General features: G+C 42.0%; 17 protein-coding genes and 1 pseudogene. 8 read left to right on the top strand and 10 right to left on the bottom strand.

The window, feature by feature from the left end; translation table 11 throughout:
• Nucleotides 1–396: 396 nt before the first annotated feature.
• Both ACM0P2_RS20325 and ACM0P2_RS20320 read right to left on the bottom strand, forming a co-directional pair.
• The gene (locus tag ACM0P2_RS20325) at nt 397–3,567 is read right to left on the bottom strand and encodes a TonB-dependent receptor (RefSeq protein ID WP_159119850.1); all 3,171 of its coding nucleotides are present in this window, start codon (nt 3,565–3,567) and stop codon (nt 397–399) included.
• Between the two features lie 469 nt (nt 3,568–4,036).
• The gene (locus ACM0P2_RS20320) at nt 4,037–5,008 is read right to left on the bottom strand and encodes a tyrosine-type recombinase/integrase (protein WP_173359807.1); all 972 of its coding nucleotides are present in this window, start codon (nt 5,006–5,008) and stop codon (nt 4,037–4,039) included.
• Nucleotides 5,009–5,169: 161 nt separating this feature from the next.
• On the opposite strand from ACM0P2_RS20320, the gene ACM0P2_RS20315 reads away from it, so the two are divergent.
• On the top strand, nt 5,170–5,793 hold the full coding sequence (locus ACM0P2_RS20315) for a hypothetical protein (protein ID WP_173359806.1): 624 nt from the start codon (nt 5,170–5,172) through the stop codon (nt 5,791–5,793).
• Nucleotides 5,783–6,499 carry a hypothetical protein gene (locus ACM0P2_RS20310; protein WP_236547175.1) on the top strand — a complete coding sequence of 239 codons (717 nt, stop codon included), beginning with the start codon at nt 5,783–5,785 and terminating at the stop codon, nt 6,497–6,499. The genes ACM0P2_RS20315 and ACM0P2_RS20310 overlap by 11 nt, the downstream gene beginning before the upstream one ends.
• A gap of 271 nt (nt 6,500–6,770) precedes the next feature.
• On the opposite strand, the gene ACM0P2_RS20305 is transcribed toward ACM0P2_RS20310, so the two are convergent.
• Both ACM0P2_RS20305 and ACM0P2_RS20300 read right to left on the bottom strand, forming a co-directional pair.
• Nucleotides 6,771–7,415: a hypothetical protein gene (locus ACM0P2_RS20305; protein WP_419227772.1), complete on the bottom strand. Its 645-nt coding sequence runs from the start codon at nt 7,413–7,415 to the stop codon at nt 6,771–6,773.
• Between the two features lie 69 nt (nt 7,416–7,484).
• On the bottom strand, nt 7,485–8,015 hold the full coding sequence (locus ACM0P2_RS20300) for a DUF4145 domain-containing protein (RefSeq protein ID WP_419227771.1): 531 nt from the start codon (nt 8,013–8,015) through the stop codon (nt 7,485–7,487).
• Nucleotides 8,016–8,589: 574 nt separating this feature from the next.
• Between ACM0P2_RS20300 and ACM0P2_RS20295 the strand changes: the two genes are divergently transcribed.
• A complete protein-coding gene (locus ACM0P2_RS20295; RefSeq protein ID WP_159119855.1) occupies nt 8,590–9,411 on the top strand; it encodes a hypothetical protein in 822 nt (273 codons plus the stop codon).
• A gap of 409 nt (nt 9,412–9,820) precedes the next feature.
• On the opposite strand, the gene tnpC is transcribed toward ACM0P2_RS20295, so the two are convergent.
• From tnpC to ACM0P2_RS20270, 5 genes and pseudogenes are all read right to left on the bottom strand, one after another.
• A complete protein-coding gene (tnpC, locus tag ACM0P2_RS20290; protein WP_419226713.1) occupies nt 9,821–11,323 on the bottom strand; it encodes an IS66 family transposase in 1,503 nt (500 codons plus the stop codon).
• Nucleotides 11,324–11,409: 86 nt separating this feature from the next.
• Complete coding sequence (gene tnpB / locus ACM0P2_RS20285; RefSeq protein ID WP_008305429.1) at nt 11,410–11,760, bottom strand: IS66 family insertion sequence element accessory protein TnpB; 351 nt, start codon at nt 11,758–11,760, stop codon at nt 11,410–11,412.
• On the bottom strand, nt 11,757–12,077 hold the full coding sequence (gene tnpA, locus ACM0P2_RS20280) for an IS66 family insertion sequence element accessory protein TnpA (RefSeq protein ID WP_159120620.1): 321 nt from the start codon (nt 12,075–12,077) through the stop codon (nt 11,757–11,759). The genes tnpB and tnpA overlap by 4 nt, the downstream gene beginning before the upstream one ends.
• Before the next feature lie 37 nt (nt 12,078–12,114).
• Nucleotides 12,115–12,420 (bottom strand): annotated as a pseudogene (locus tag ACM0P2_RS20275) (IS66 family transposase); the annotation flags it as partial.
• A gap of 300 nt (nt 12,421–12,720) precedes the next feature.
• Nucleotides 12,721–13,524 (bottom strand): GIY-YIG nuclease family protein, encoded by an 804-nt coding sequence (locus ACM0P2_RS20270; RefSeq protein WP_159119856.1) that lies wholly within the window; start codon nt 13,522–13,524, stop codon nt 12,721–12,723.
• Nucleotides 13,525–13,687: 163 nt separating this feature from the next.
• On the opposite strand from ACM0P2_RS20270, the gene ACM0P2_RS20265 reads away from it, so the two are divergent.
• The 3 genes from ACM0P2_RS20265 (at nt 13,688) to ACM0P2_RS20255 (ending at nt 16,700) form a co-directional block, all read left to right on the top strand.
• On the top strand, nt 13,688–14,563 hold the full coding sequence (locus tag ACM0P2_RS20265) for a DNA replication terminus site-binding protein (protein ID WP_236547176.1): 876 nt from the start codon (nt 13,688–13,690) through the stop codon (nt 14,561–14,563).
• Between the two features lie 476 nt (nt 14,564–15,039).
• Nucleotides 15,040–15,414 (top strand): helix-turn-helix domain-containing protein, encoded by a 375-nt coding sequence (locus ACM0P2_RS20260; RefSeq protein ID WP_159119858.1) that lies wholly within the window; start codon nt 15,040–15,042, stop codon nt 15,412–15,414.
• A 2-nt stretch (nt 15,415–15,416) separates the two neighbouring features.
• On the top strand, nt 15,417–16,700 hold the full coding sequence (locus ACM0P2_RS20255; RefSeq protein ID WP_159119859.1) for a type II toxin-antitoxin system HipA family toxin: 1,284 nt from the start codon (nt 15,417–15,419) through the stop codon (nt 16,698–16,700).
• Nucleotides 16,701–17,732: 1,032 nt separating this feature from the next.
• On the opposite strand, the gene ACM0P2_RS20250 is transcribed toward ACM0P2_RS20255, so the two are convergent.
• Entirely contained in the window at nt 17,733–20,879 is a 3,147-nt protein-coding gene (locus ACM0P2_RS20250) for a TonB-dependent receptor (protein ID WP_159119862.1), read from the bottom strand.
• Nucleotides 20,880–21,346: 467 nt separating this feature from the next.
• Here ACM0P2_RS20250 and ACM0P2_RS20245 point away from each other — a divergent pair, with 467 nt between their 5' ends.
• Together ACM0P2_RS20245 and ACM0P2_RS20240 are read left to right on the top strand one after the other, a co-directional pair.
• Entirely contained in the window at nt 21,347–22,645 is a 1,299-nt protein-coding gene (locus ACM0P2_RS20245; RefSeq protein ID WP_236547177.1) for a DUF1800 domain-containing protein, read from the top strand.
• 2 nt (nt 22,646–22,647) lie between these two features.
• Nucleotides 22,648–23,808: a DUF1501 domain-containing protein gene (locus tag ACM0P2_RS20240; protein ID WP_159119864.1), complete on the top strand. Its 1,161-nt coding sequence runs from the start codon at nt 22,648–22,650 to the stop codon at nt 23,806–23,808.
• The last annotated feature ends 28 nt before the right edge of the window (nt 23,809–23,836 follow it).

Genomic DNA, 23,836 nt, shown 5'->3' with positions numbered 1-23,836 from the left:
TCATAGCCTGAAATCAAGATGTCTACCATAGCGAAGAGCTATCTGTTGTTTTTTGTAAAACGAAGAGGCTTTACTTGCCCTTATAGTTGCTATGAAAAAGGTCGCTATACTTGTAACATCGTCAACATCTGCTATTCGTACTGAATAAAATGTTGTGGTAAATAATTAGTTGAAACTTATAGCGCCAATTACGGCTGCAATTAGTTCATTAAAATGTGTAAGCAGAATGGAGCACGTTACCGCACCCTAAGGGAGTATGAGCAAAGTTTCTCCGATACGAAAAAATAAAACGGCTTGAGGAAATTTATCAGGGATGTGTAAAAATTGAACTGTATGGTAAGAGCTATTGGAAGAAGGCGAGCGCATTGCACGCTCGCCAATACAACAGTATGTCAATTAGAATCTGTAGTTGACCGCTAATTGATAAATACGACCTGTATAGGTTAGACGGCTAATAGCGCGCTCGTCTGTTCCTAGGAACTCTTCGCCAACCTCATCCGTAAGGTTGAAAGCACGGAGGAACAATTTAGTCTTCTTGTTGAGCGCATAAGAACCAACGAAGTCCAAACGACCAATTGCTTTTCTGGTACGAGCATTAGTGCCAAGGAATGAGTTTGCACCTCTAAGAGTTTGGTCATCACGCCAGTTATACGACAAACGCAAACTGATGCCATCGTTTTCCCAATATGTGATTACGTTAAACGATTCAGGCGAAACACGTGTTAACTCAACTTCGCTGCCTTCTTGGTCTAAACTTGTATAGTTGAATACACCACCGAAGCCATTCCATGGATAAGGTAGGAAATCTAGTTTTTGCTGTATTGCAACTTCGTAACCTTCAACAGTAATGGTGTCAGCTATGTTAATAGGAGCAGTAATATTTACTTCTCTCAAGTTTTCGTTACCGTCATCATCGATAATTGGCGTAGTTTGAATACAGCCAAATTCCCTACCATTAGTGCCAGGTGTTCGTTCAATATCACCAAGTAGTCTATCGACAATAGGGTTTGTGCCTGGATCTGGACAGAATCCTTGTTCAGAATCAAATAGATTTGAAATGTCTTTTTTGAAGTAACCTATTGAAATAGCGCTACCTTCACGGTTATACCACTCCAATGACACATCGTAGTTCTTCGCTTCATAGGGACGCACTGTTGCTGTAGGAAGATCCAATCGTACTGTTTGGTTACCACCGCGCAGGGCAGCTGTTGGACGTTGGGCGAGCAAGTTGGGGCGTACAATACCCTCGTAGTAAGCTGCCCTGAGTAAAACATCATCATGTAACTCGAACGTTATGTTAGCCATAGGGAGCGTATGCTGGTAGTCATCTTCAAATGTAACTGGAGCTGCTACACCGTTACGACCACGATCGTCCACCTGTGTTTCAAAACCGTCAAAGGTATTATCTGTTTGAATATGACGAACACCGATATTACCACGGTAAGGAATTGAGCCCAGCTCACCACCGAAATCTGACATCACATACATCGCGAGAATATCTTGCTCCGCACCAAAGTTGAAGCCTAAGTTTATCGGAAGACCACTATTTCTATCTTGTTGATCCCAGAAACCCGTTCTGTTTCTAACGAGTTCTTGATACGGTGTCGTAAAAGAAGTCGCTGTTGCGATATTATTGACGTCGGTTTCGATACCTTCCTGAAGCGTTTGAAGAGCGAGTTCGTTATCTATCGTCATCCAACCCGAAGTATTATCAAATGTGCCGGGAATGTTGCCGCCAAAATAATCATTCTGGTCTGCTGAAAGGATGTTAGAGGTCAAGAAACCATCTGAAATATTACTCGTGTCTATACCGGCTACGCCCTGTCTGAAGTCTTGACTTTCTAAAGACTCCCTAGAGAACCTTGCTCCAAATTTAATTGACTCGAAGTTCAATTTATTACCTAGACCAAAATCTGTGAATCGTTCAGCATTAAATTCCGCACTACTTATTTCTCGAGACAAATCTCTTACACGACCTGTGATCCTAAAAGATAATCTCCTACCCTGATTAGCGTCTGAAACAGAGTTAATCGATGATGCGCTCAAATTTGTCTCTTGCCAAACTAGGTCATTGTACACATAGGGTTGGTCAAACTGTCCTCGTACTACAATGTCATTTAGGTTTCCGTTCCCAGAATTGATTGAGCCATTAAATCCTGTTGGCACGCTCTCAACACCGTTTCTTCTGCCATCTGCATCGGTAAAATTAAAGCTGTCGCGCCAATCCTGGTCATGCAGGAAAGTAAAGCCAACATTTTGGAACTGGTTACTCGCTTCTGAATGCGTAATTTTGCCATCAAAAGCCCAGTCTTCTGTAAAATAATCACCGTAAAGAATGATGCCTTCCGTTTTTTCTCTAAAGGTTGTTTTACGGTTTTCAGTTTGCAATGAACCGTTAGTGTAATCATAGGAGTTCACGGCGTAAACTAATGGAGCACCTTCCTCATCTGAGACTCTATCGTAGACAAATGGTGCGGCATCCATATCAAGTGTTACACGCGCATCAAAATTATCTCTGTCACGACGGCGAGTATTAAAGCCTGGACTCATGGTCGTTGCTTCTTTAGTGCCGTCAGCTAAATCACGTTCTGAGAAGAGTAAATGAGCACCAAGTTTAAAATTTTCATTTACCCGGTATTCGATATTTCCTGAGAAAGAAATTCTGTCACCATCGCTATATTCACTAACGTTACGGCCTCGCGCGGGTGCTGTAAGTTGAGCATCTTCTTCTAAGCCCCACTTTTCGCGATATTCTGCAATGTTAGTTGCACGAACGTCGCCGTCTACAGTGTCCACTGATGTATAGTCGATAATATCAAAGGTGTCACGTCGAAATGTTTGTCCTGACCCTGCAATTTTAAAAGCAACACCTAGTTTGTTGTCGATAAGGTGTTTAACTCCGGAAATTCTAAAGTTAGGATCAACGTTACCCGTTAAATCTTCGTAACGACCACCTAAACTCACAGAAGCCGAACCATCTTTCTTTGAAAGAGCCTGTTGTAACTTTTGATCTACAATACCTGCGATACCACCAGCCTGAAGATCAGCTGTTGGGCTTTTAACGACTGTAACTCCATCAAAAATACTAGCTTCAAACGCTGCGAATGGGTTTGGTTCACCGACAGCATTAATGTTGCTTGCACCTGAGGGAGTTGCAAATGTCTGTCCCATGGCGGTCGTTTTAACAAAACCGCTGCCTAATCCGCGAAGGCTTATAGTACTTTGTCTTCCTTCCTCATCTGAATTAAGTTGTACGCCTGGGATTGCTTGAAGTGCCTCACCAAAATCGAGCGCTGGAAGTGCGTCGATATCAGTAGCAGAGATGGCATCTACGATAGATGCGGCATTACGTTTGGTATTAAGTGCATTTTCCAGAGAAGCTCTTACACCAGAAACTTCAATGACTTCAACGTCTTCGTCTTGGGGTTTATTATCTACTTTCTGTTGAGCGTTATTTACTGCGGTATTAACTTCCTGAGCAAGTAGTGTGGGAGAGCTAATGGTTAATAATAGTGCCGCCGTATTCCCTAACAGCTTTCTATTTATATTTGATCTTGTGTTTTGCATCGACCCATTCTCTTCGTTGTGTGATTTAGGTGTGTATCTCTTAAAAACCTTGTTAAAGATTTGTGAAACCATAGTAACCACATGAAACAATCAAAACAAGTCATTTGTCATCATTTTTATCAAAAAACTGACTATTCATTAGTCTAATATTGAATATTAATGAGTTATTAGTTTATATCTTTACTTAAATTAACTGTTTTAAATATCTTTGTGATGATTTTTATTTCTATTAAAACAGTGTGTTATGAATAGAGCAGTTAAACTAAATTAGACTTAAGTATAATTTAACATTAATCAAATTCAATCAGGCGGGGTCGCTATGTGCTTGATGTTTTCTAAGGTTAGGCTCGTATTTAACCAATGCTCAAAGACTTCGTTAATTGATCAAAGTGACGTTTCCATCATTTTATTGTAGAGGATAATATATTTTGGAAACGGATGGGTTACTTCACAAACTTTTTGATTCTCTTTATCTCACTTTCGCCATACCAGTTTTCCCTGCCTGATATTGTTTAGCGTAGCGGATGGCCATAGCTTCGCTTTTCCAATTCCCTGAAAGCACAATTTCCGCCATAGGTACATCAGCTTCCATGAGTGTAAGAACACCACCAGTACGAGTGCTGTGGCAGGTAAATTTACCTTCGGAGTTGATAGCCATACCAATTGCCTCATACCTCTTTAATAGTGCTTGGTATTGCATAGGCTCTTTTTGAACAGTTTGCTTGGGAGAGAGCTTACGAAACACGAAACCATCAGTAATTCTGGCTTTATCTAGCCACCTTGTAAGCAAATCTGCGGTCTCGTCAGATAGATACCCGTAGTGGCCTTCGCCCGATTGATCCGTTTTGGAACGGGGGGCAAAAACTGTCTTTGCCTGCCAATCGATATGGTTGACTGTGATGGCCAAAATATTTGATGCACGAAAGAGTGTATCGAGCGCTACGTTGACCAGTACCGCATCGCGTAATCCTAATAGTGAGTCCACATTCAACACCCGATTTGCTACGCGCACATCATTTAACTTTAATGGCTTTGCTTGCTTTTGTGCCGCGGGTTTTTCTTTAAGCTTACCATTCACGTAACGACTGAAAAGCTTGGAGTGTTTCCATGGGTCGGGTAATTCGCTTACGCCAATGAAAAAGCGTACAGACGCGAGCTTTCGTTTGATGGTGTGATGTTTGAGCTCAGACGCCATGAGGTCATCGAAGAAAGCCTTGCATGCAATCTTAGTAATTTTCCAATCACTTGCCAGTGCCGGCAATACATGCGCACGACAAAACTTGAGGTATTGATTGAAATCAGACTGATAAGCCTTACGCGTATTCAGCGACATCGTTTGCCACACCGAGTCTCTTAGTTCAGTTAAATTTTGAACCACCAGCGTTCGATGTTCTTCATTCAGCGAAAAGTCGCTTTGCGCTAACGCGATTTCATTTGCCATGCTATTAATCGATATAACTATAATTATCTGTAATAATAAAGTAGCACAGCACAAAGAGCAAATAAAGCGTTACATATAACGCTTACATAAAATAACAATAGTAGGGTGATTATAGTCATGATATAAAAGCGTTATAAGTAACGCAGGCGCAGGGCAGGGTAGTGAGCAAAGATAAGATTTGGCAAGAATATATGGAAAAGAATTTTGATAAATTCATTTCATCTTTAAAAAGCGACGATTTTATAAAGGGGAAAAAAGAAATTATTAATCATCAGGATTTTGATTTTTTAGAGCCTAAAAAGACTTATGATTGCCTTAGAAAAATAATCACGCAAGATGCCATTAAAAAGCTACAAAATAGATTTAGAGCGCACAAACATAGAGAGAATAGAGGAATAAAAAACCTCCAATTAAAATCACACTCTCTTTATATGCTTGATAAGTTTAAAGCGCAGGTGGGCGCCGACACATTGGAAGAGGCGATAGATTTTTTATTGTCACCGGACTATCGCGATTATGAACACGATGTAGGCCTAGCCAAGCAGCGTTTAGGCGAAGGAAACTTTGATAGCACCGAATTGATGATAGATAGCTTTGCCAAAAGACTGAAAAACTACGACAGAGAGCGCTTATCATTAATTATCGCGCTGGCGTTCAATGAAGGCTGGAGAGCTGCAAAGCAAACAAAGAAGCGTACCGGCAACCCTCGCCAAGAAGCGCTTAACCAGTCTGATTTATATAATATCGTAGTAAAATCCATAGCAAGGAGTGTAAGTGTTGATTGAAGAAAACTATTGGAGAATATTCGCACCCAATAACATGCTAGCTTCACTACGTGACCTAATGGATGAAGTATGCCGACAAATTTGCGAATACAGAGAATCTGTTCCCATCGTGCCGGAACTGTGCCTGCCCACTGCAGCAAAGGAAATATCGCTGACACCACTCATGATGCAAGCTGCCTACAATCTACAAAGAAATGATAAGGCCGTCTTTTGGCCAGTTTCGGAGCTGACCGCTACAAGAAATAGAAATGAATCTAAGGGCCGCATTGATATAGGTTTATTCAGTAAGAGACATGCCACTTTTATTGAGTGCAAGGCTGTAAGAACCAGCGCAGCCAACAACAACAATAATAGAATTGAAAAGGCGTTAAACAAAGCAACGGATCAGCTGCTCGATATAGATATGGCGACACTTCTATTCAATTCACCAAAAGAAACTATTACTAATATTCGTGCGAATAACAAGCTTATACCCATGGTCGCAATCAACGTGACATGCGATAAGAATAGGGTAGAAGATCGAGACCGTCTATTTATGAAAAAAGTAGAATCAATTCGTGATAGTTTCCGAAATTCGATGATAGTACAGGTCAGATATAAGCCTCACTTTATTCGTTATAATGGTGACATCGATGTAAAAGTTTGGGATAGAAAGCTAATGTCTATTGGTCATGTTTTTATTTTAAAAGAAGTTTTCAAAAGCTAAATTTGGGGAATCTCAACTTGATCTGACACTTTAGATGATAGAAAGGTAACAATTACGAAGGGCTGTTGTTTACGTGAAGTAGAAGTTTGCACTCTGGGGGACAGAGGTCAGCTATGAGCGTTTAGCGGACGTTGGACATAACTTTTGCGCAAGTCCGCTTCAGACAAGGTGCGGACGTTCAACGCCATTATCAAGCACCGTTTTGAAAGCGTCCGCTTGCGCTACCAAGTACAGAAAGAACTACGGAAAAACTGTCAGTTTGACAACTTTGTTAAAATGTTATCGTTGGCTCAATTCTTTCAAAAGCATCTTTCAATTTTTTCTCGTTGGGTAAGAGTTTAACCAAGCTGTTAAAACAGTCCATATTTTGCCTGATTGCAGCTCGAACTGCGGTATGCATCTCCTTTGTTAGAGAATCTAATTTAGCAGACCATGCATCACCAATTATTTTAGTTGCTTGTTCTTTACTCAGCTTTCTCGAAGAACCTTTGGAGATTAGATACTTTTGCAGTTCTGCATACTCCAAGTCACGCTTCTCTATTACATTGATAGCAGATTTTGCAACCCATTCAGCATGAATAATACTGGCGACAAGGTCATATTCACTTTTACCTAGATAGGTGATCAGCTCTGATGGGTTATGCTGAATGTTAGGGGGCATAAATATCTCAACCAAATTAACTTCATACCACTCTAGCTCCCGCCCATCGGGAACAATCTTTTTATCAACTTTACTAATCACCTCACCATAATGACGACAGATTATAAGAGCATTGATAATCGTAGCTTCTCGTGCCTTCACGAGGCTTTTCTCTTCTTTCTTCTCTTGCCACCACGTCGCCGCTAGTGCGCCGCCATAAGCGCCAGCCATTGCGGATAAAAAAGATAAAACAATATTTAACATTAACTCAGACATATTCTCTCTCAACTCCAAAGCTTCAATAACCGGCGCCGAAGGCGCTGAGTAAATTGAATTGTTATATATTTAAGTTCTACCGTCTTTCTTCTCAGCGGCTTGCCTTGGCTTCTCCGGTAGTCCTAGATACATTGCATCCCATTCTTTCGGCTGGGTTATACCTGCATGTACAATTAAATTTAACAATCCAAATAGCCCATTGCAGATATTATCTATGTCTTGTTCGTTCATTTCACCGGGGTGAACAGCGTTATTCCCTGCAATTCTCAAAGTATCAGCCGCCTTGATAAGCCGCTCTCCAAATTCAGGGCGCTTTGCTAAGGAACGAATGTCTGTATCAATGTGAGTTCCTGGCTCACCGAGATACTTACAGAGTTTTTGAAGTGCGAGTCTTAGAAGAGCAGCGGCAGATCTAGGGGAGTATGCTGCGACCAATCTCGCCTCTTCGTAGTCACTGGAAACATCTTCTGGCATGTCGTCCGAAGCTAGTGGAGCTGAAGGGAGTATTGGGTCAACCAATCGAAGGTTGTAGTTATAGTTATCCTTTCTATCAAACTGTTTCCAAACAGACCCTTCTCCACATGCTCTACATAAAAGCATGTAAGTTCCAGTAGATATATGTGTCTGAATACTCATATACAAAATATCACTCAGAGATTTGGCCTGACAAATTGGGCAATCAAACTTTATCGTATTTCCTTGTGTTCTGACTCTGATGATTCTCACTTAATATTTCCTTGATACATAACATATTCTACTTAGACCAAATAGTAACACCAGTTTTCATTGAAGAACCAATATCTATTTTTTCGGCGGAAAAATGTGAGACGTCTGCTTCACGTACTTTTCTGCCGTTTAATTACAAATATTCGAACGGCTGCTATTGGCACTAAATTGCAGGACTTATTCGCAGTTTCCTTAGTAAAGAGCAGGACTCGGGCCCCTAGACTTAACTGTGGTGAATCAATGGAAATATTATAAACGGTATTACTGGCTCTATAGTATCGATAGTATTTCCTTTAAACCAATTCTTTGTCGCAACATGTGTTAAGGCTTAATGTCTAGAGTTACTTTTTTGAGGTATCAGTCTTTTAGTCGTAACAAAAAAATAATACCTACGTCATCATTTTTTGGCCTACTAAAAGCCCATTTGAACAGTAAAAGGAAGTAATAAATGAAATTAATGTCTATTGGATTTTTTTTAGCTATTCTAGTGTCATTTTCTAAGCTAGCTGTAAGTTCGGAAGTCGTTGAGTGTTATGATTGCAGCCATTCCGATAAAATTGTGTCATGGGGTATGTTGAACTTAAAGGTTGGTGAAAAAAAGCATATTACGCTTGTTGATATTTACAATAAAAATGCTCGTTCTTTTGATGTAACGCTTTCTCTCACTCCCACTCTTCCAGGGATGCCTGAAGTTCCGGTTGTGACATACATGCTTTCCTCAGTTCCTTCGGGTATTTCAACAATGATGACGGACCTCAGTAATGCTTCGAACTCTCTGGTGGCCGAAGCTGAAGCAAAATCAATTCCGAAAGAAGTTATATCTTCACCCTGGGAATTCGTTAATTGCAGCTATTGTCGTGCTGATGTAAGCGACTATCTAAATAATAGCTTAGAGGGAAAGATAAAAACTGTAGAAGCGACGGCTATCTCCATAGCTCAGGCGCTTAACTTGATTAATACTAGTGTGCCAAACCAGTTTCAAATTCCACTTGAAACTGGCGGCAGTATTTTAGTTGAATTAACAGTAATTAACTCTCCAATAAAGTTAGAAGTTAAAATACTCAGAATTCTTGATACTAACAATAATGAAGTACAGCAAGATGTAACTAAGTTGAACAATATGAACATCAAAGCGGCGCTAGAGGCTCACATAGAAGATATGAACAACTATTTGGGCCCACTAGGATACGGCGTAAACATGAATTCTTTAATTTTTAGTGGTGGATTTTACAGAGGAAGGATAACGATAGAACGCTTCGATTATAAATAGCGATACCTATCTTTACTGTACTAAATCTTTCCAAAAGCTACGAAATTTGTTTTTAAGCAACTAGAGATACTTCTATTAAAAAGCTTGGCCCTTGTTTGGGCTTAGCTTTTGGTGTAGCCGTTTACAAGGATAATAGGTTTCATAGTTTGAGACTATTTTGAGTGTTTATAAATCCGTGGATAACCAAAGATTACTGCATACGCTACTCGTCTAAGCGTACAATTGAAGCTAAAGCGGCCACCTGAAGAACTAGAGGCTATGAAGTACTTTTATTGCTGCAACTAAGAACATCAGCACATAAGTGTAAACGTCCGGTAATCCCACCTAACGCTTAGCAAATTGCCATGGCAATTTGCTCGATATCAACATCGGCCTTACTGAGTTTATCGTATCCGTCCGGCAATACCACCTAGCGCTTAGCAAACTGCCATGGTAGCAGTTGCTCAATATCGACGTTGGGGAAGCTGAGTTCGTCAAGGCAAGTCATCATATATTCGAACACATTGAGGTCGTTGGCTTTAGCAGTTTCGATCATGCTGTAGAGCACTGCGCTGGCGTTTGCGCCTGTGGCAGTTTGGCTAAACAGCCAGTTTTTCCGGCCGATGACGAACGGTTTAATTGCGCGCTCAGCACGATTATTATCAATACTGAGTAGCCCATCGAGTGTATAACGTACAAGCTTTTCCCATTGGTTCAAGCAGTATTGTATCGCTTCACCTAATTTGGTTTTCGGTAACACCTGTTGCACTGACTTTGTGAGCCATGTATGGAACTGATTGAGTAGTGGCAGACTTTTTTCTTGTCTGATGAGATAGCGCTCTTCCACTGTTTTATCTTTTAACTGTGTTTCGATGCGGTAGAGCTTTTGGATGTGATTGAGTGCCCAGTCTGCTTTGCCACTGCCTTTTTTACCTGCGCCTTTTTTGGCTTCCATGAACTTACGACGTGCATGTGCCCAACAGCCAATGAGTGTCGCTTGCGTTTGCTCATAGCCTTGATAGCCATCCACTTGTAAGTAGCCGTTATAGCCTTTCAAGAAGTTTACCGCGCATTGCCCTGCGCGACTATTGTGATAGTCGTACAGCACGATATTGGGTGTCTCTGTACCAGGTATATTTCCGCCAGGTGAGTCAGCACCACAGGCGTACAGCCACATATAGCTAGTCGCTTTATCAGATTCAACCACCTTCAGCGTGGTTTCATCCGCCGCGATAACAGCTTGCTTTAACAGGTGTTGACGAAGCTGCTCGTAAAGCGGTTTAAACAACGCAGCACAGCGGATTATCCAGTCCGCCATCGTCTTACGATTTAATTCGATACCATGCTGTTTGAACATCGCTTCTTGTCGATACAGCGGTAAGCCATACTGATATTTGCTGGTAATGATTTGACTTAATAAGCTTGGCGTCGCATAACCTTTTGGGATAACGCTGTGAGGTACGGGCGCTTGTTTAATCGTGTTGCTGATACCGCCCTTTTCACAGGTACGGCACGCATATTTAGGGCGAACATGCTCAATCACTTTTACCTGAGCAGGGATAAACTGAAGCGTCTCTGCCTTATCTTCACCAATGCGGTGTAATTCGCCCGAACAGCAGTCACAGGTTTTTTCTTCGTCGCTAATATCGTGAACGATAACTTCACGAGGCAGGTCTTTAGGTAGCGATTTACGTGTGGGCTTTTTACGAGTGTAGCTAATCGCTTCTTCAGCTGTTTCAGTTTCAGCCTCAACAACTAATTCTTCCGCTTCATTGAACAACTCACCTTGCCCAGGGTGACCTTCGGTGCTTTTTCCGAACTGCTTGTGCTGGGCAACACGGAACTGTTCTTCTAAATAGGCAATCCGCGCGCGCTTCTCTTCAAGAAGCGCTTCAAGTTCAGCGATGCGGGATTGGTATTCTTTCTCGTTCATACCGCTATTATCCCGTATTAAGCTGCTGATTACCTTACATTATTAAGACTATTTCGTGATCGTTAATCGCTACTTATGATCACAGGTTATAAGCCGGATGCGTTGTAGTGCAACGGCTGATGCCCTATGACATCGTAGCCCGATAACAGCCACTGTAGTTGCTGTTCACTCATATGCATCTGTTTTAAGTTCGCATCGACAGGCCATTTAAAGCGATGTTTTTCGAGGCGTTTATACCAGAGTGCGAAGCCCGTTTTATCCCAATAGAGTATTTTGACCTTATCGCGCTTTTTGTTGCAGAAGACGAACAGCGCATCGCGAAACGGATTCAGTTTCATATCCTGCTCAACCACGACAATTAAGCCATTAATCGATTTGCGGAAGTCGACGATATCCATGTACAGGTAAATGTCGGCAGGCTCTACGAACATCTTCATTCGGCCAATGCCTTCATCACAGTAGCAACCCAGTGAGGGTTAATATTGGTTGGCACGGTAAGTTGGGCATTTCCAAGTTGCAAGAGAAGTTCGCCACCCATTGCTTCGGTGTAGGATTCAACCTTCGTGACTTCACGGTTCACCTGAACAAACTTGCTACTTGTTCGTTGAAGCCGAATATCGCGACGTCGGGTATAATAAGTTTGAACGTTAATCTGCTGCTGACGACAAAACTCCACTGCGGTGAGTCCGCTTTGTTTTTGTTGCTCAAATAAATTGAGCCAATCTTGCACTTCTCTTCGTTGATATTGCTGCATGGTCATTCTCCTTTGCAAAGCGAACACCATGCCGTAGCTAATTTATGAATTGAATGTGGGGATTACCGGACGGACACAGTTTATCGAGGCCAGTCATCACATACTCGAACACATTGAGGTCATTAGCTTTAGCGGTTTCGATGATGCTGTAGAGAACCGCACTGGCATTTGCGCCCGTGGAGGTCTGGCTAAACAGCCAGTTTTCTCTGCCTATCACGAACGGTTTAATCGCGCGCTCAGCGCGATTATTATCGATATTCAATAATCCGTCGAGTGTATAACGCGCCAGCTTTTCCCATTGATTCAAGCAGTATTGTATCGCTTCGCCTAACTTGGTTTTCGGTAGTGTCCAGAGACAGAGGTAGTTGGAGTTTTTAGCGATGAATAATGCAGGGTGCAATCAAAAAGTTTAACTTTTCATAACCTTAGCTCATCAGTGTGTTGGATTAAATCGATGTTATTAGGTAGATTGAGGTAGTAAATATTATTATGATTTAATATCCGATGGATGCATTTGAACTCATAACATATCTAAAGCTTCAAGTTAATCTCAAGCTTTATAAATTTTCGGATTCACGCATGATAATTAAACTTATCATGCGTGAACTATTAAATTAATACAGAATACATTATCTTGAAAATTTTAATTATCGTTCCAACCAAACTCTTTAGAAAGTAATTTTCTTTTCCATCTATTCTCTATTTCAATGACAGACTCTTTTGATAAATCAATGTCGCAGACTTCAAGGATAGAGTATTGAAACTGGCTAAAGCCCACTTCTCCGGTTTCATTGAATAGTAACCGCAAGAGCTTATTGCCTCCATGGTGGCCGTTGGCATAGGCTGACCAGCGATTCCAAAAGCCACCAGCCCCATAGGCACTTCCCACATATTGCTTGCCTGTTAATCTATCACTAATTAGATAGACGCCAGACACAGATGAAAGTGCGGTCTTCCATGAGGGATATTGGTGTCGATATAGCATTTCTAGTTCACTACGGGATAGGCACACATGCTTGAAGTCGGAGAAATCTTGGAACGCCATTGGCTCTGGTAGAATAGAGCGAATCGTTGCTCTTCCAGAAAGGGTTTCACCGGTGGGATACGAATTACGCCCTGTACGTTTAAAGTGAACTACCAGCCGCCCGATAAGGCTCTCGCCTATGGTAGTAAGCTCAGTGTCATAGTAATGACATTTACCGTCACTGCTCGACAATGAAATGCCTTTTGATAGATAAACACCGACAAATAGCCACTGGCAAACCCCGGGCAACTTGATAAGCGAAACGATATAGTTACGACCGAAATTGCGCTTAGTTTGAGCTTGCTGCCATTGCTCAAATCGCCCGTCGAAAAATTTTTCTAATGGGTTTTCAATTCCGTTCCATACGGCTAAGTGGCCTTTCACATCTACTGGGTCTAGCTCTAAAAGCCTAAGTACTTCCATGTTCCTAATTTACCTATTATTTAATACTACAAATTCAGCCAAACTTATAACACACTGCCACTAACCCATAAACCGGAATAGATTTGAGCTGGTGGGTAAATAGGCTTAAAATTGCTGTATAAGTAAACAGCACTATGGTTAATAAGTGTTTCTACAATTCCACATGAGTAATATTGAAGCGTTTCTGAAAGAGCTTGAAGAACTGCTCCTCGATAGCGCCTGCCCGGCTTCAACATATTACTACGCCATTGAGCCTGTACTTAAAGAACAAGAAGAGGAACTTATTGAGCACGGCTACTCAAGCATTAATGTTGATATGTTTACTGGCCGAGCAGCGATTTTAAAAATTATTGATGCTTATAAGGATATGTACGTATTCGATGAAACGCCACAAAAGTCACGGCGGTTCGTGCAAAAACACCCTGGCTTCGTAGTAGCGACCAAAAACAAACGAGAGATTATTGCTTGCGTTGAAAAGATCAATAATGAGAAGAAGGCATTTAGAGCGGCAGTAGTAAAAAGCAGTGATGATGCTTACGAAAAGTGGCAGAACGTGCACGACCGGTTCAATTTTTTAATCACAACGTCGGCTTATCGCACCATCTATGCTTTTAAAGAGGATGTTCACCGCGTAAATTTCAATTGGGTTTCACGACCACTCCATAAAGCTTATACGCTCGAAGAGTTGAAACAGAAAATAGATAAAGGGGTTCATACCGTTCCCTTGTCTTATTCTCGTCAGAGTTGGCTAGAGAAGCTTGAACACGATAAGTCGTTACTAGATGCACATCAAAACGCAGAATTTGCGGTTAAACGCCGGATAAAGCTGCGGCCTGAATCATCCATTCGATTAGAGGATGCAGAAAAAGCAAAGGGATATGCTGCGAGTTTACCTTATGTCCTTTTCTCTCCCCCTAAATACCATACCCACCTTAGTAGTTTTATTGCGCCTCGGCACGTGAAAGTTAAAGAGAAGGTAGGGGATGGTTGGGTTTTGATTAATCGACGAATGAATCTCTATAAGCGAAGTATTAAATAACAAACGCTTCAAATTCTTGTCGTGTTTTCCGTATGTGATCTTACTCTGTTGTCAGATCACTTTTTTATTGCAGCGTTCATTCACTGCTAGATAAATGCTGTTCATACTAAAAATCTTACCTCCTAGTAATCTAGAAAGCCTTCCAACATTGTATCTAAGTCCCAAATGGAGCGTTTAGATTTGAATATTGATAATCTTATAGCTTTATCGAAGGCCTAGACTCACCTTCAAGCATCACCTGAGATAGAAGGTACTTTTACATTCTCTGCCTCTCAGTTGTATCACAACGTCTCGTTTTGTTTACCTCCAAAACCGCTTAATAACGGTGTGGAGGTAACGCCCTTTCTTTTTCTTGCTGCTCCTTAAATATTCTTCATATGGAATAAAAAGTAATATTCCTTTTAGAGAATATTGAATAATATTCAATATAAGGTATATTTATAAATATACTTCTTATGGAATATATTGAGTTAACAATGAGAATTAAGATCCCAAAAGACGTAGGTCACTACATAGCATCTACACGCAAGGCGCTAGGGTGGTCTCAAACAGACTTGGCCACTAAAATTGGTAAAGACCAGCGCTTTGTATCGAGATTAGAGAATGACCCCACCAGCGTGTCATTTGGTACTGTGCTGATGGTTCTAAACGTTCTCAATATCAATATCGATATGACAAACCAAAACACTCATAAAACAGATGAGACAGCAGCAGTAGCCGGTGGACAGCGTATTCCCCAGAACGCCCCAAAAGACGTTAAAAGCCCATTAAGAAGAGTGGAATCAGGTAGGTTTGTCAGTAAGCCAATGAGAACGCCGGTGGTTGTTAGTAAGAATAAAGCTAAGGAATAGTTATGGCTAAGAGGAGAAAAACTAACAATCTCTCAGTGGGCATCAATGGCCGGCACGTAGGTACATTCGAGCGCTATGGTGCCACGCATGCATTTACTTACGACGATGAGTGGCTATCCGCAGAATACGCACACCCAATTAGTCTATCGATGCCGCTTACCAAAAAGAGACACACCGGTGACCTGGTGCGCTTTTACTTCGACAACCTACTGCCGGACGACATAGAGATTCGTAAGTTAATTGTTGACCGAGTTGGCGCCTACTCTACAGACACAATGGATTTGTTGAGTGAAATTGGCCGTGATTGTGTGGGCTCTCTTTCTTTGACACCGGAACCAGTCGATGGATTCGACGAATTAAAGCTTGAGGCGATGAGTCATGCCGATATCGAAGCGCACCTTAGGAATACAGTAAGACGTAAAACACTGGGTATGGATGATGATGACGTATTCAGAATATCCCTTGCAGGTGCACAAGAGAAAACGGCGCTGACACTTCATGAAAGTAAATGGCATCGCCCTCTAGGTACCACTCCAACTACTCATATATTTAAACTACCTATCCACGATTTAGAAAACGGGCTTAAGCTAACTAACAGTGTCGATAATGAGTGGTTTTGCCTGAGGTTTATGCATCACCTAGGGTTTAACGTTGCTCATGCTGATATACACACTTACGGTGGCCAAAAAGCGCTGGTGGTTGAACGGTTTGATAGGCAACAAGGTAAGGACGGCCTTATATACCGACTGACTCAAGAAGACATGTGCCAAGCGCTTGGTAGGGCTGGCCAGTCAAAGTATGAAGCAAATGGGGGACCGGGTGCGAGTGAGATAGCCAATCTACTTCGCTTTAGTACTGATAGTGAAAATGACATGTATCAGTTCTTTCTTGCGCAATACGTATTTTGGCTGTTGATGGGCATTGATGGCCACGCAAAAAACTTCAGTGTTTACCTTGACCATACTGGCCATTGGCTTACCCCGCTTTACGACGTGATTTCAGCGTATCCATTCAGAAACCAATTCAGACGCAAGGAATTGCGGATGGCTATGAAGGTAATGTCTAAAAGTAATCATTATATCTGGGCAGACATTCAAATGAGACATTGGAAATCACATGCAGCTAAGACGTTCTTAAATGATGAGTTGGCTATGGGTTACATTGAAGCTCTTAATGCGGAAATTGACGTTGCTTTGAGTAAAACTTTTGCTGATGCTTCTGAAGACTTCGACCAAGAGACTGGGGAACTGATTGCTGAAGGCGTGTTGCCCAAAGCGAGAATATAAAAATGAGGGCTATCCTAATAACGAAAAAGTGAATAACTCATCAAACACCAGCAAATCCAACGAATAAACCATCCACAGCCTTGTTGATAACTGGCCAAGGGTGATAACTACGGCAACATACCATAAAGCACCCTTAACCAACAAACCCTCTTCTCATCACCGCAGCATAAAAACCTTGCCCGGACTCATTAACCGAGACACAAACTAGGACGAATTTACCACACCAAAAAACTCACCTCACGCACCACTAAACATCTACCAGCCTGCCTCATAGTAAACGTACGTTACTTGTCCGCTACCTGTGACCCACTTTCGTTTACCTCCCCTACTCACTCACCAATTTCTCACGTTCTACCTGCACAACTGCGCGGAGCGCGCGGCCGCCGCAGCGAAGCTGCGGGAAGTTTAGCGAGATAATATAGGGGTATGTTGCCGTAGTGTTTTGAGAGTGGTTTTTTTAGGGAAGCGTGATTACTGTGGTGATGCCCTACTCGAAAACAAAACCCATTCACCCCATTTAACTTGCCAATTTTTATCTTTAAAGCGATGGGAAATCTGCGTGGCTGATGAACATTTCTTACACCAACTGCATACCGCTTTATGTTTGGTAATAAGGGGGGAGATTTAATAGATTTTTAACGTGGCTTAGTTTTTTATTTATTGAGGCTTTAATATGGAAATTGGCTGACCGGTATCCATGTCAATTTCTATCCATGTCAATTTCTATCCATTGCAACGAAGGCAATTGAAGGTATAAAGAAGAAGGTAACTCTTTTTTGAAGGGACGAGAGCCGAAATACCTAAGTCCACTCTTTGTATTTTCAAAGTGATTTCTGATTGTATAAGATGTTAAAGCAAAATCGTAAAATGCCACTTCGTTAATCACTCCGGCATATGCTTCTGAATCGCTTCCTAATGTATTTGGAGAGTTGGATGACCAGTTATGACTAATAAGTATTGGTTAAGACTAATCGAGAAATTGGTTAGCAAGAGAATAGCCACCCACAAGTAGGTGGCTATTTGCTCAATAGTCTAGAATCGATAATTGACCGCTAACTGGTAAATCCGGCCGTTATATGTCAAACGGCTTAACGCTTGCTCGTCGGACCCCAAATACTCCACTCCAACATCGTCCGTGAGGTTAAACGCTCTCAGGAAGAGTTTGGTCTGGTCATTTAATTGATACGACCCTACGAAATCAAGACGCTCAGTAGATTCCCGCGTTCTGGCATTGGTCCCCAAGAAGGAGTTTGCACCTCGTAAAGTTTGGTCATCTCTCCAGTTATATGCCAACCGCAAGCTGATACCTTTATGCTCCCAATACCCTATTACGTTAAATGACTCCGGCGACACACGAGTTAACTCCAGCTCACTGCCAGACTGTCTTAGGTTTGTATAGTTGAACACGCCACCAAATCCACTCCATGGAAAAGGCAGAAAATCTAGGTTTTGTTGAATAGCGAGTTCAAAACCTTCGACTGATATTTTTTCAGTCGTATTAATTGGTGAAGTAATAATTACTTCACGTAAGTTTTCATTACCATCGTCGTCAACAATCGGCGTTAGTTGAATACAGCCAAACTCGCGGCCCCCTGTTCCCGGAACGCGTTCAATTGGACCCAATAGTCGGTCAACGACTGGGTTGGTGCCAGAAGACGGGCAGAAGCCTTCCTCCTCGTCAAACAAATTGGTAATGTCTTTTTTGAAAAATCCTAAAGTAACAGCGCTACCTTCACGGTTATACCACTCTAGCGACACATCATAATTAGTTGCGTCGTAAGGCCTTACCGTTGCTGTTGGGAGATCCAAATTAACCGAATTATTTCCCCCGCGAAGCGAAGCTGTGGGCCTTTGTGAAAGAAGGTTTGGGCGAACTATACCTTCATAATATGCTGCTCTAAGAATAATATCGTCTGAAAGCTCGAAAGCGATGTTCGCCATTGGCAGCGTATGTGAATAATCATCTTTGAATTCAGTTAAGACCGCTATACCATTGCGTCCTTGAGCATCCACTTGTGTCTCAAAACCATCAAAGGTGTTGTCGGTTTCCACATAACGCACACCGATATTTCCAGTATAGGGTACCGGTCCGAATTCTCCGGAAAAATCTGACATTACGTAAAATGCTGTAATATCTTGTTGAGCCCCAAAATTAAACCCGATATTTGTAGGCAAGCCCGAGTTACGATCTTGAGTATCCCAAAACCCCGTTCTATTTCTCTCTAAAATAGGAGAAGCCACACTAAACGATGTCGCCGTCGGTATTTCGGAGGCATTGAGCGCAATATTCTGCTGTAAAATGGCGATGGCAAGATCATTGTCTATCGTTAACCATCCCGAAGTATTATCAAATGTTCCAGGAATGTTGCCATTGAAATATTCATTCTGAACCGCCGACAAGACATTTGAAGTTATAAATGCGTCAGATATATTGCTTGTATCAATACCAGGTGCCCCTTGCCGTTGGTCAAGGCTGTTAAGCTTTTCACGTGAGAATCGAGCACCAAATTTAACTGCATCAGCCCTGAATACCTCACCTATACCCAAGTCAAGAAAGCGAGCGCTGTTAAACTCCACACTGCTAACCTTTCGGTCGAGGTCCTGCACACGACCGTTTATGCCAAAAATCAGTTGCCTACCTTGGTTTGCATCTGAAATAGAGCTTACCGTTGATGAACTCAAATTAGTTTCTTGCCAGACCAATCCGTTATACACATAAGGAACCGCAAAGCCGCCTTGTACAACGATATCGTTCAAGTTCCCGTAACCACTGTCAATAATCCCATCAAACCCAGTAGGCACTGTGATAAGATCTCTCCTAGTGCCCTCTGCATCGGTGAAATTAAATTGGCGTCTCCAATCTTGAGTATGATTAAAGTTTATACCCACATTTGCAAATTGGTTTGTGGCTTCGGAATGCGTAATTTTACTGTCGAAACTCCAATCATCAGTGATGTAGTCAGCGTATAAGATAAGCCCTTCGGACTTCTCCCTGAACGTAGTTTTACGGTTTTCAGTTTGCAAGTTTCCGTTCACAAAGCTGTATCTCGGAGCTGCATAAACAAGTGGGGAATCGGGGTCATCTGACACTCTATCGTATACAAACGGTGCAGAGTTCAAATCAAGAGTGATTCTTCCATCAAAGTTGTCACGGTCTCGTCGTGTGGTATTGAATCCAGGGCTAAAAGTCGTTGCTTCCTTCGTTCCGTTATCAAGATTACGCTCAGAAAAAAGAACATGAGCTCCAACTTTAAAGTCGTCCGTTATCTTATATTCAATGTTCCCAGTGAAAGAAAGACGATCTCCTTCACTAAACTCGCTGACATTTCTCCCTCTCGCCGGTGCAGTTAGCTGTGCATCCTCGGGTAGGCCCCACCGTGCTCGATATTCGTCTATATTGGTTGCCCGAACAAAGCCCTCTTCTGTATCCACTGTTATATAGTCAATAATATCAAACGTGTCGCGTCTGAAAGTTTGACCTGATCCAGCAAATTTAAAAGCAACAGCTAACTTGTCATCAATGATATGTTTAACGCCTGCTAGCTTTAGTTCTTCATCAATTTCTCCGGTAAGCTCTTCGTATCGCCCCCCAACACTGATATTGAAATTACCATCTTTTTTAGACAACGCCTGTTGGAGTTGCATGTCTACAACACCCGCTATCCCCCCTTCTTGTAGATCTGCTGTAGGGCTTTTTATTACCGTTACACCATCAAATACACCAGCTTCAAATGCCGCAAACGGATTAGGAGACCCTACAGCATTTAGTTCGCGCGCTGCTGAAGGAGTAGCAAATGTTTGACCGAATGCGGTTGTGTTGACAAACCCACTGCCAAGCCCTCGAAGGCTAATCGTGCTTTGCCGCCCTTCTTCGTCGCTGTTTAGTTGAATACCCGGTATAGCCTGCAGTGCTTCACCTAAGTCAAGCGCGGGCAAGGCATCAATATCGGTAGCAGAAATTGCATCGACGATTGAAGAAGATTCTTTCTTCACGTTTAACGCGTTTTCAAGAGAAGCTCTCACGCCAGTTACTTCGATTACTTCGGTGTCATCAGAAATACTCTTGTTAATTGCAGCGTTAACTTCTTGAGCGACAATAGTTGGTGAGCTCACGGCGAGTAAAAAGGCCGTCGTGCTATTTAAAATTAGGTGAGAGCCATTAATTTTGTTGGTGTGCATGAACGCGATCTCTATAAATACAACAAATATAAATATGTTTTTTTGGAACCCAACTTCCCCAACAACACATCATGTTAAGGAATTGTGAATGATAATATCACCCCTCATAATCATTAAAAATCACTAACAATCAATTTCGATCGTAATTTTTTTAATCTTAAAGATTTATAATTTCAATGGAAAGTATATAAAAACCATACTCCACCTTCATGCTGGATTGTAAATTACAATAAAAACTGTATTTACAAGCATATAGAAGAGAAAAGCCATCGTATTTATTTAGACGCGTAGTAAAAACCAAAGAATCATATCCAGCCATAAGTAATCAATAAATATCAACCTAGGCTTGTATCTTCTTCCGAAAGGAGTGTAAATAGTGTGTAAATTTCATGACTGTAGTTAGCAATCTTACCTATCGGTAGTATTGTTTATTCAATAAGCCAGCACGTGTGATGACGAGTAAAAATATGAAGGCCGCAATAGCAACGAATCGATTTGGTCTAGGAGCTACCCCCGTCGAACTAAAAGTAGCAGCTGACGACCCTGTCGGACATGTTGTCGCTCAAATAGTACCAATACATTTAAATAAAACGAATTCGTCTCAATCAATTGCTTTGACACTTAACCGATATCGTAAAGACAACTCTGAAGAATCAAAAGACGAGGCTCGTAAGTTTAGGCAAGCCATCTACAAGCAACTCTCCATTGGGACGATCAATAACGCAATTAGTAGCACGCAGCCGTTTATGTGGAGAATGCTAGATTTCTTTTCAAATCACTTTAGCGTTACTGCGCAGGGAGCATATCTGACAGCGCTTTCACCGACACTGGAACGCGAGGCAATAGCTCCCAATCTCTTAGGTAATTTTTCAGACATGCTGCTTTCTGTTTGTCGCCATCCGGTTATGCTCGTATACCTGAATAATGAAAAGTCATTTGGCAAGAACTCGCGTTTGGGAAAAAAAGGAAAGGGGCTCAACGAAAACTTAGCACGGGAAATACTTGAATTGCATACCTTAGGCGTAAATGGTGGATATACCCAAAGCGATGTTATCGCATTAGCAAACGGTATTTCCGGGTGGGGTGTTCAGGCCCCTGAAAAAACAAAAGCTGGGCTTTTCTTCTTTAGAAAAGCCGGACATGAACCCGGTTCACAGTCATTGTTGGGCAGGTTATTTGCTCAAGAAAACGAAGAGCAAGGTGAAGCCATGCTCAGGTATATTGCAGCTCGACCAGCAACAGCTAAACATATCAGCGAAAAGTTAGTTAAACATGTTGTCAGTGATACTCCCTCACCAGCGTTACTAAAACATGTAGAACAAACTTGGATAGACACAGAGGGTGATCTCAAATCGATTTATCATGCACTCGTTACTCATCCGCACGCCTGGTTCGACACCTTAGATAAATTCAAGACTCCCAGAGAGTTTCTGATCTCTACTTGCAGAGGGATAGGACTTACTTCACTTAAAGAAGGGTTTGCAATCCGTAGTCTCACTGAAATGGGCCAAGCACCTTTCAAAGCAGGTAGTCCCGCTGGTTATGAAGACTCAGAGGACTTCTGGAATAGTGGCTATGGATTAATGGCAAGAGCAGATTGGCTCTCATCTTTGCGCATAAACCGACAGTTTGAAATCCCCGAACTGGCCAGCAAATTATTAGGATCAACATTATCTGAACACACGAGACAACTAGTGTCTCGAGCAGAAAGTCGTGACCGTGCGTTTGCTCTTTTATTTTTAAGCCCAGAGTTTATGAGGAGATAGCTATGCAAAGACGTGCATTATTAAAGCTCTTAGCGAGCGGTGCAATTATGCTTCACTCTCCAACATTGTACGCAGTTAATGAAGTAAAAAAGGCAAAACCATTAAAGCGTGTGATATGGATACTGCAACGAGGCGCTGTTGACAGCCTACATACTATTATTCCAGCCTTTGAGAAGAACCTCATCTCTCTTCGCCCAGATTTAGTGACTGGGCTTGAAAACGCTTTTTCATTAGATGATCAATACAAACTTCATCCGTCGCTAATTAATGTGCATGATTTATTCATGCGCAAAGAACTATCGTGTATTGTGGCAACTTCTACAGGCTATAAAGGTCGCTCCCACTTCGATGGTCAAGATTATCTTGAAAGCGGTTTAGGGGCTCCTAACCTTCAATCTGGTTGGCTTGGTCGCGCTATGGACACTCTTGGTACTGAAGGCATTGCAATATCAAAGTCAACACCTTTGGCATTTAGAGATTCTTCACGAGGACGCAACTTTTACCCATCCAATTTTGACAATTCGATAGACAGCTTAACCGATGATCTCGTTGCGCTTTATCAATATGACGAAAAGCTGACCAAAGCGCTGACCTCTGGCACAGAAATAAAAAGTGCCTTAATGAGTGATAGCAAGAAGCGCCCATCTGCCTCTTTTTCTAAATTATGCAGTGAATGTGCTGACATAATGCAATCAAAACCAAACATTCAGTTTGTAATGATAGAGTCGGGAGGCTGGGATACCCATAAAGCCCAGAATGCCAGATTATCCCGGGAGTTAGGGCAATTAGATGACGGCATCGCGCAACTAAAGAAAGGATTAGGCAAAGACTGGAAAAATACCCTTGTTTTAGTCACGTCCGAGTTTGGAAGAACAGTGCGGCAAAATGGAACAGGCGGCACAGATCATGGCACAGCCAGCAGTATGTTTATTGCGGGTGGCTCTCATTTAGGAGGCTCGGTCCATGGAACGTGGCCTGGGCTTTCAGATGACGCTCTTTTCGAGAAGCGCGACCTTGCTCCAACGACGAATACGTTTTCTTGGATATCTACCGCTATAAAACAACACCTTGGACTTACCTTGAGTCAAGCAGGGGCTATATTTCCTGACCATTCACTATATAACTACAAACTTTTTAATGACGAAAAGATTCATCTACAGTGAGTTAAACAAACATGGTTCAGCAAAAATA

The organism is Alteromonas sp. OM2203, from assembly GCF_048517045.1.
GTDB lineage: Bacteria > Pseudomonadota > Gammaproteobacteria > Enterobacterales > Alteromonadaceae > Alteromonas > Alteromonas gracilis.
This window is presented reverse-complemented; position numbering and strand designations above follow the sequence as displayed.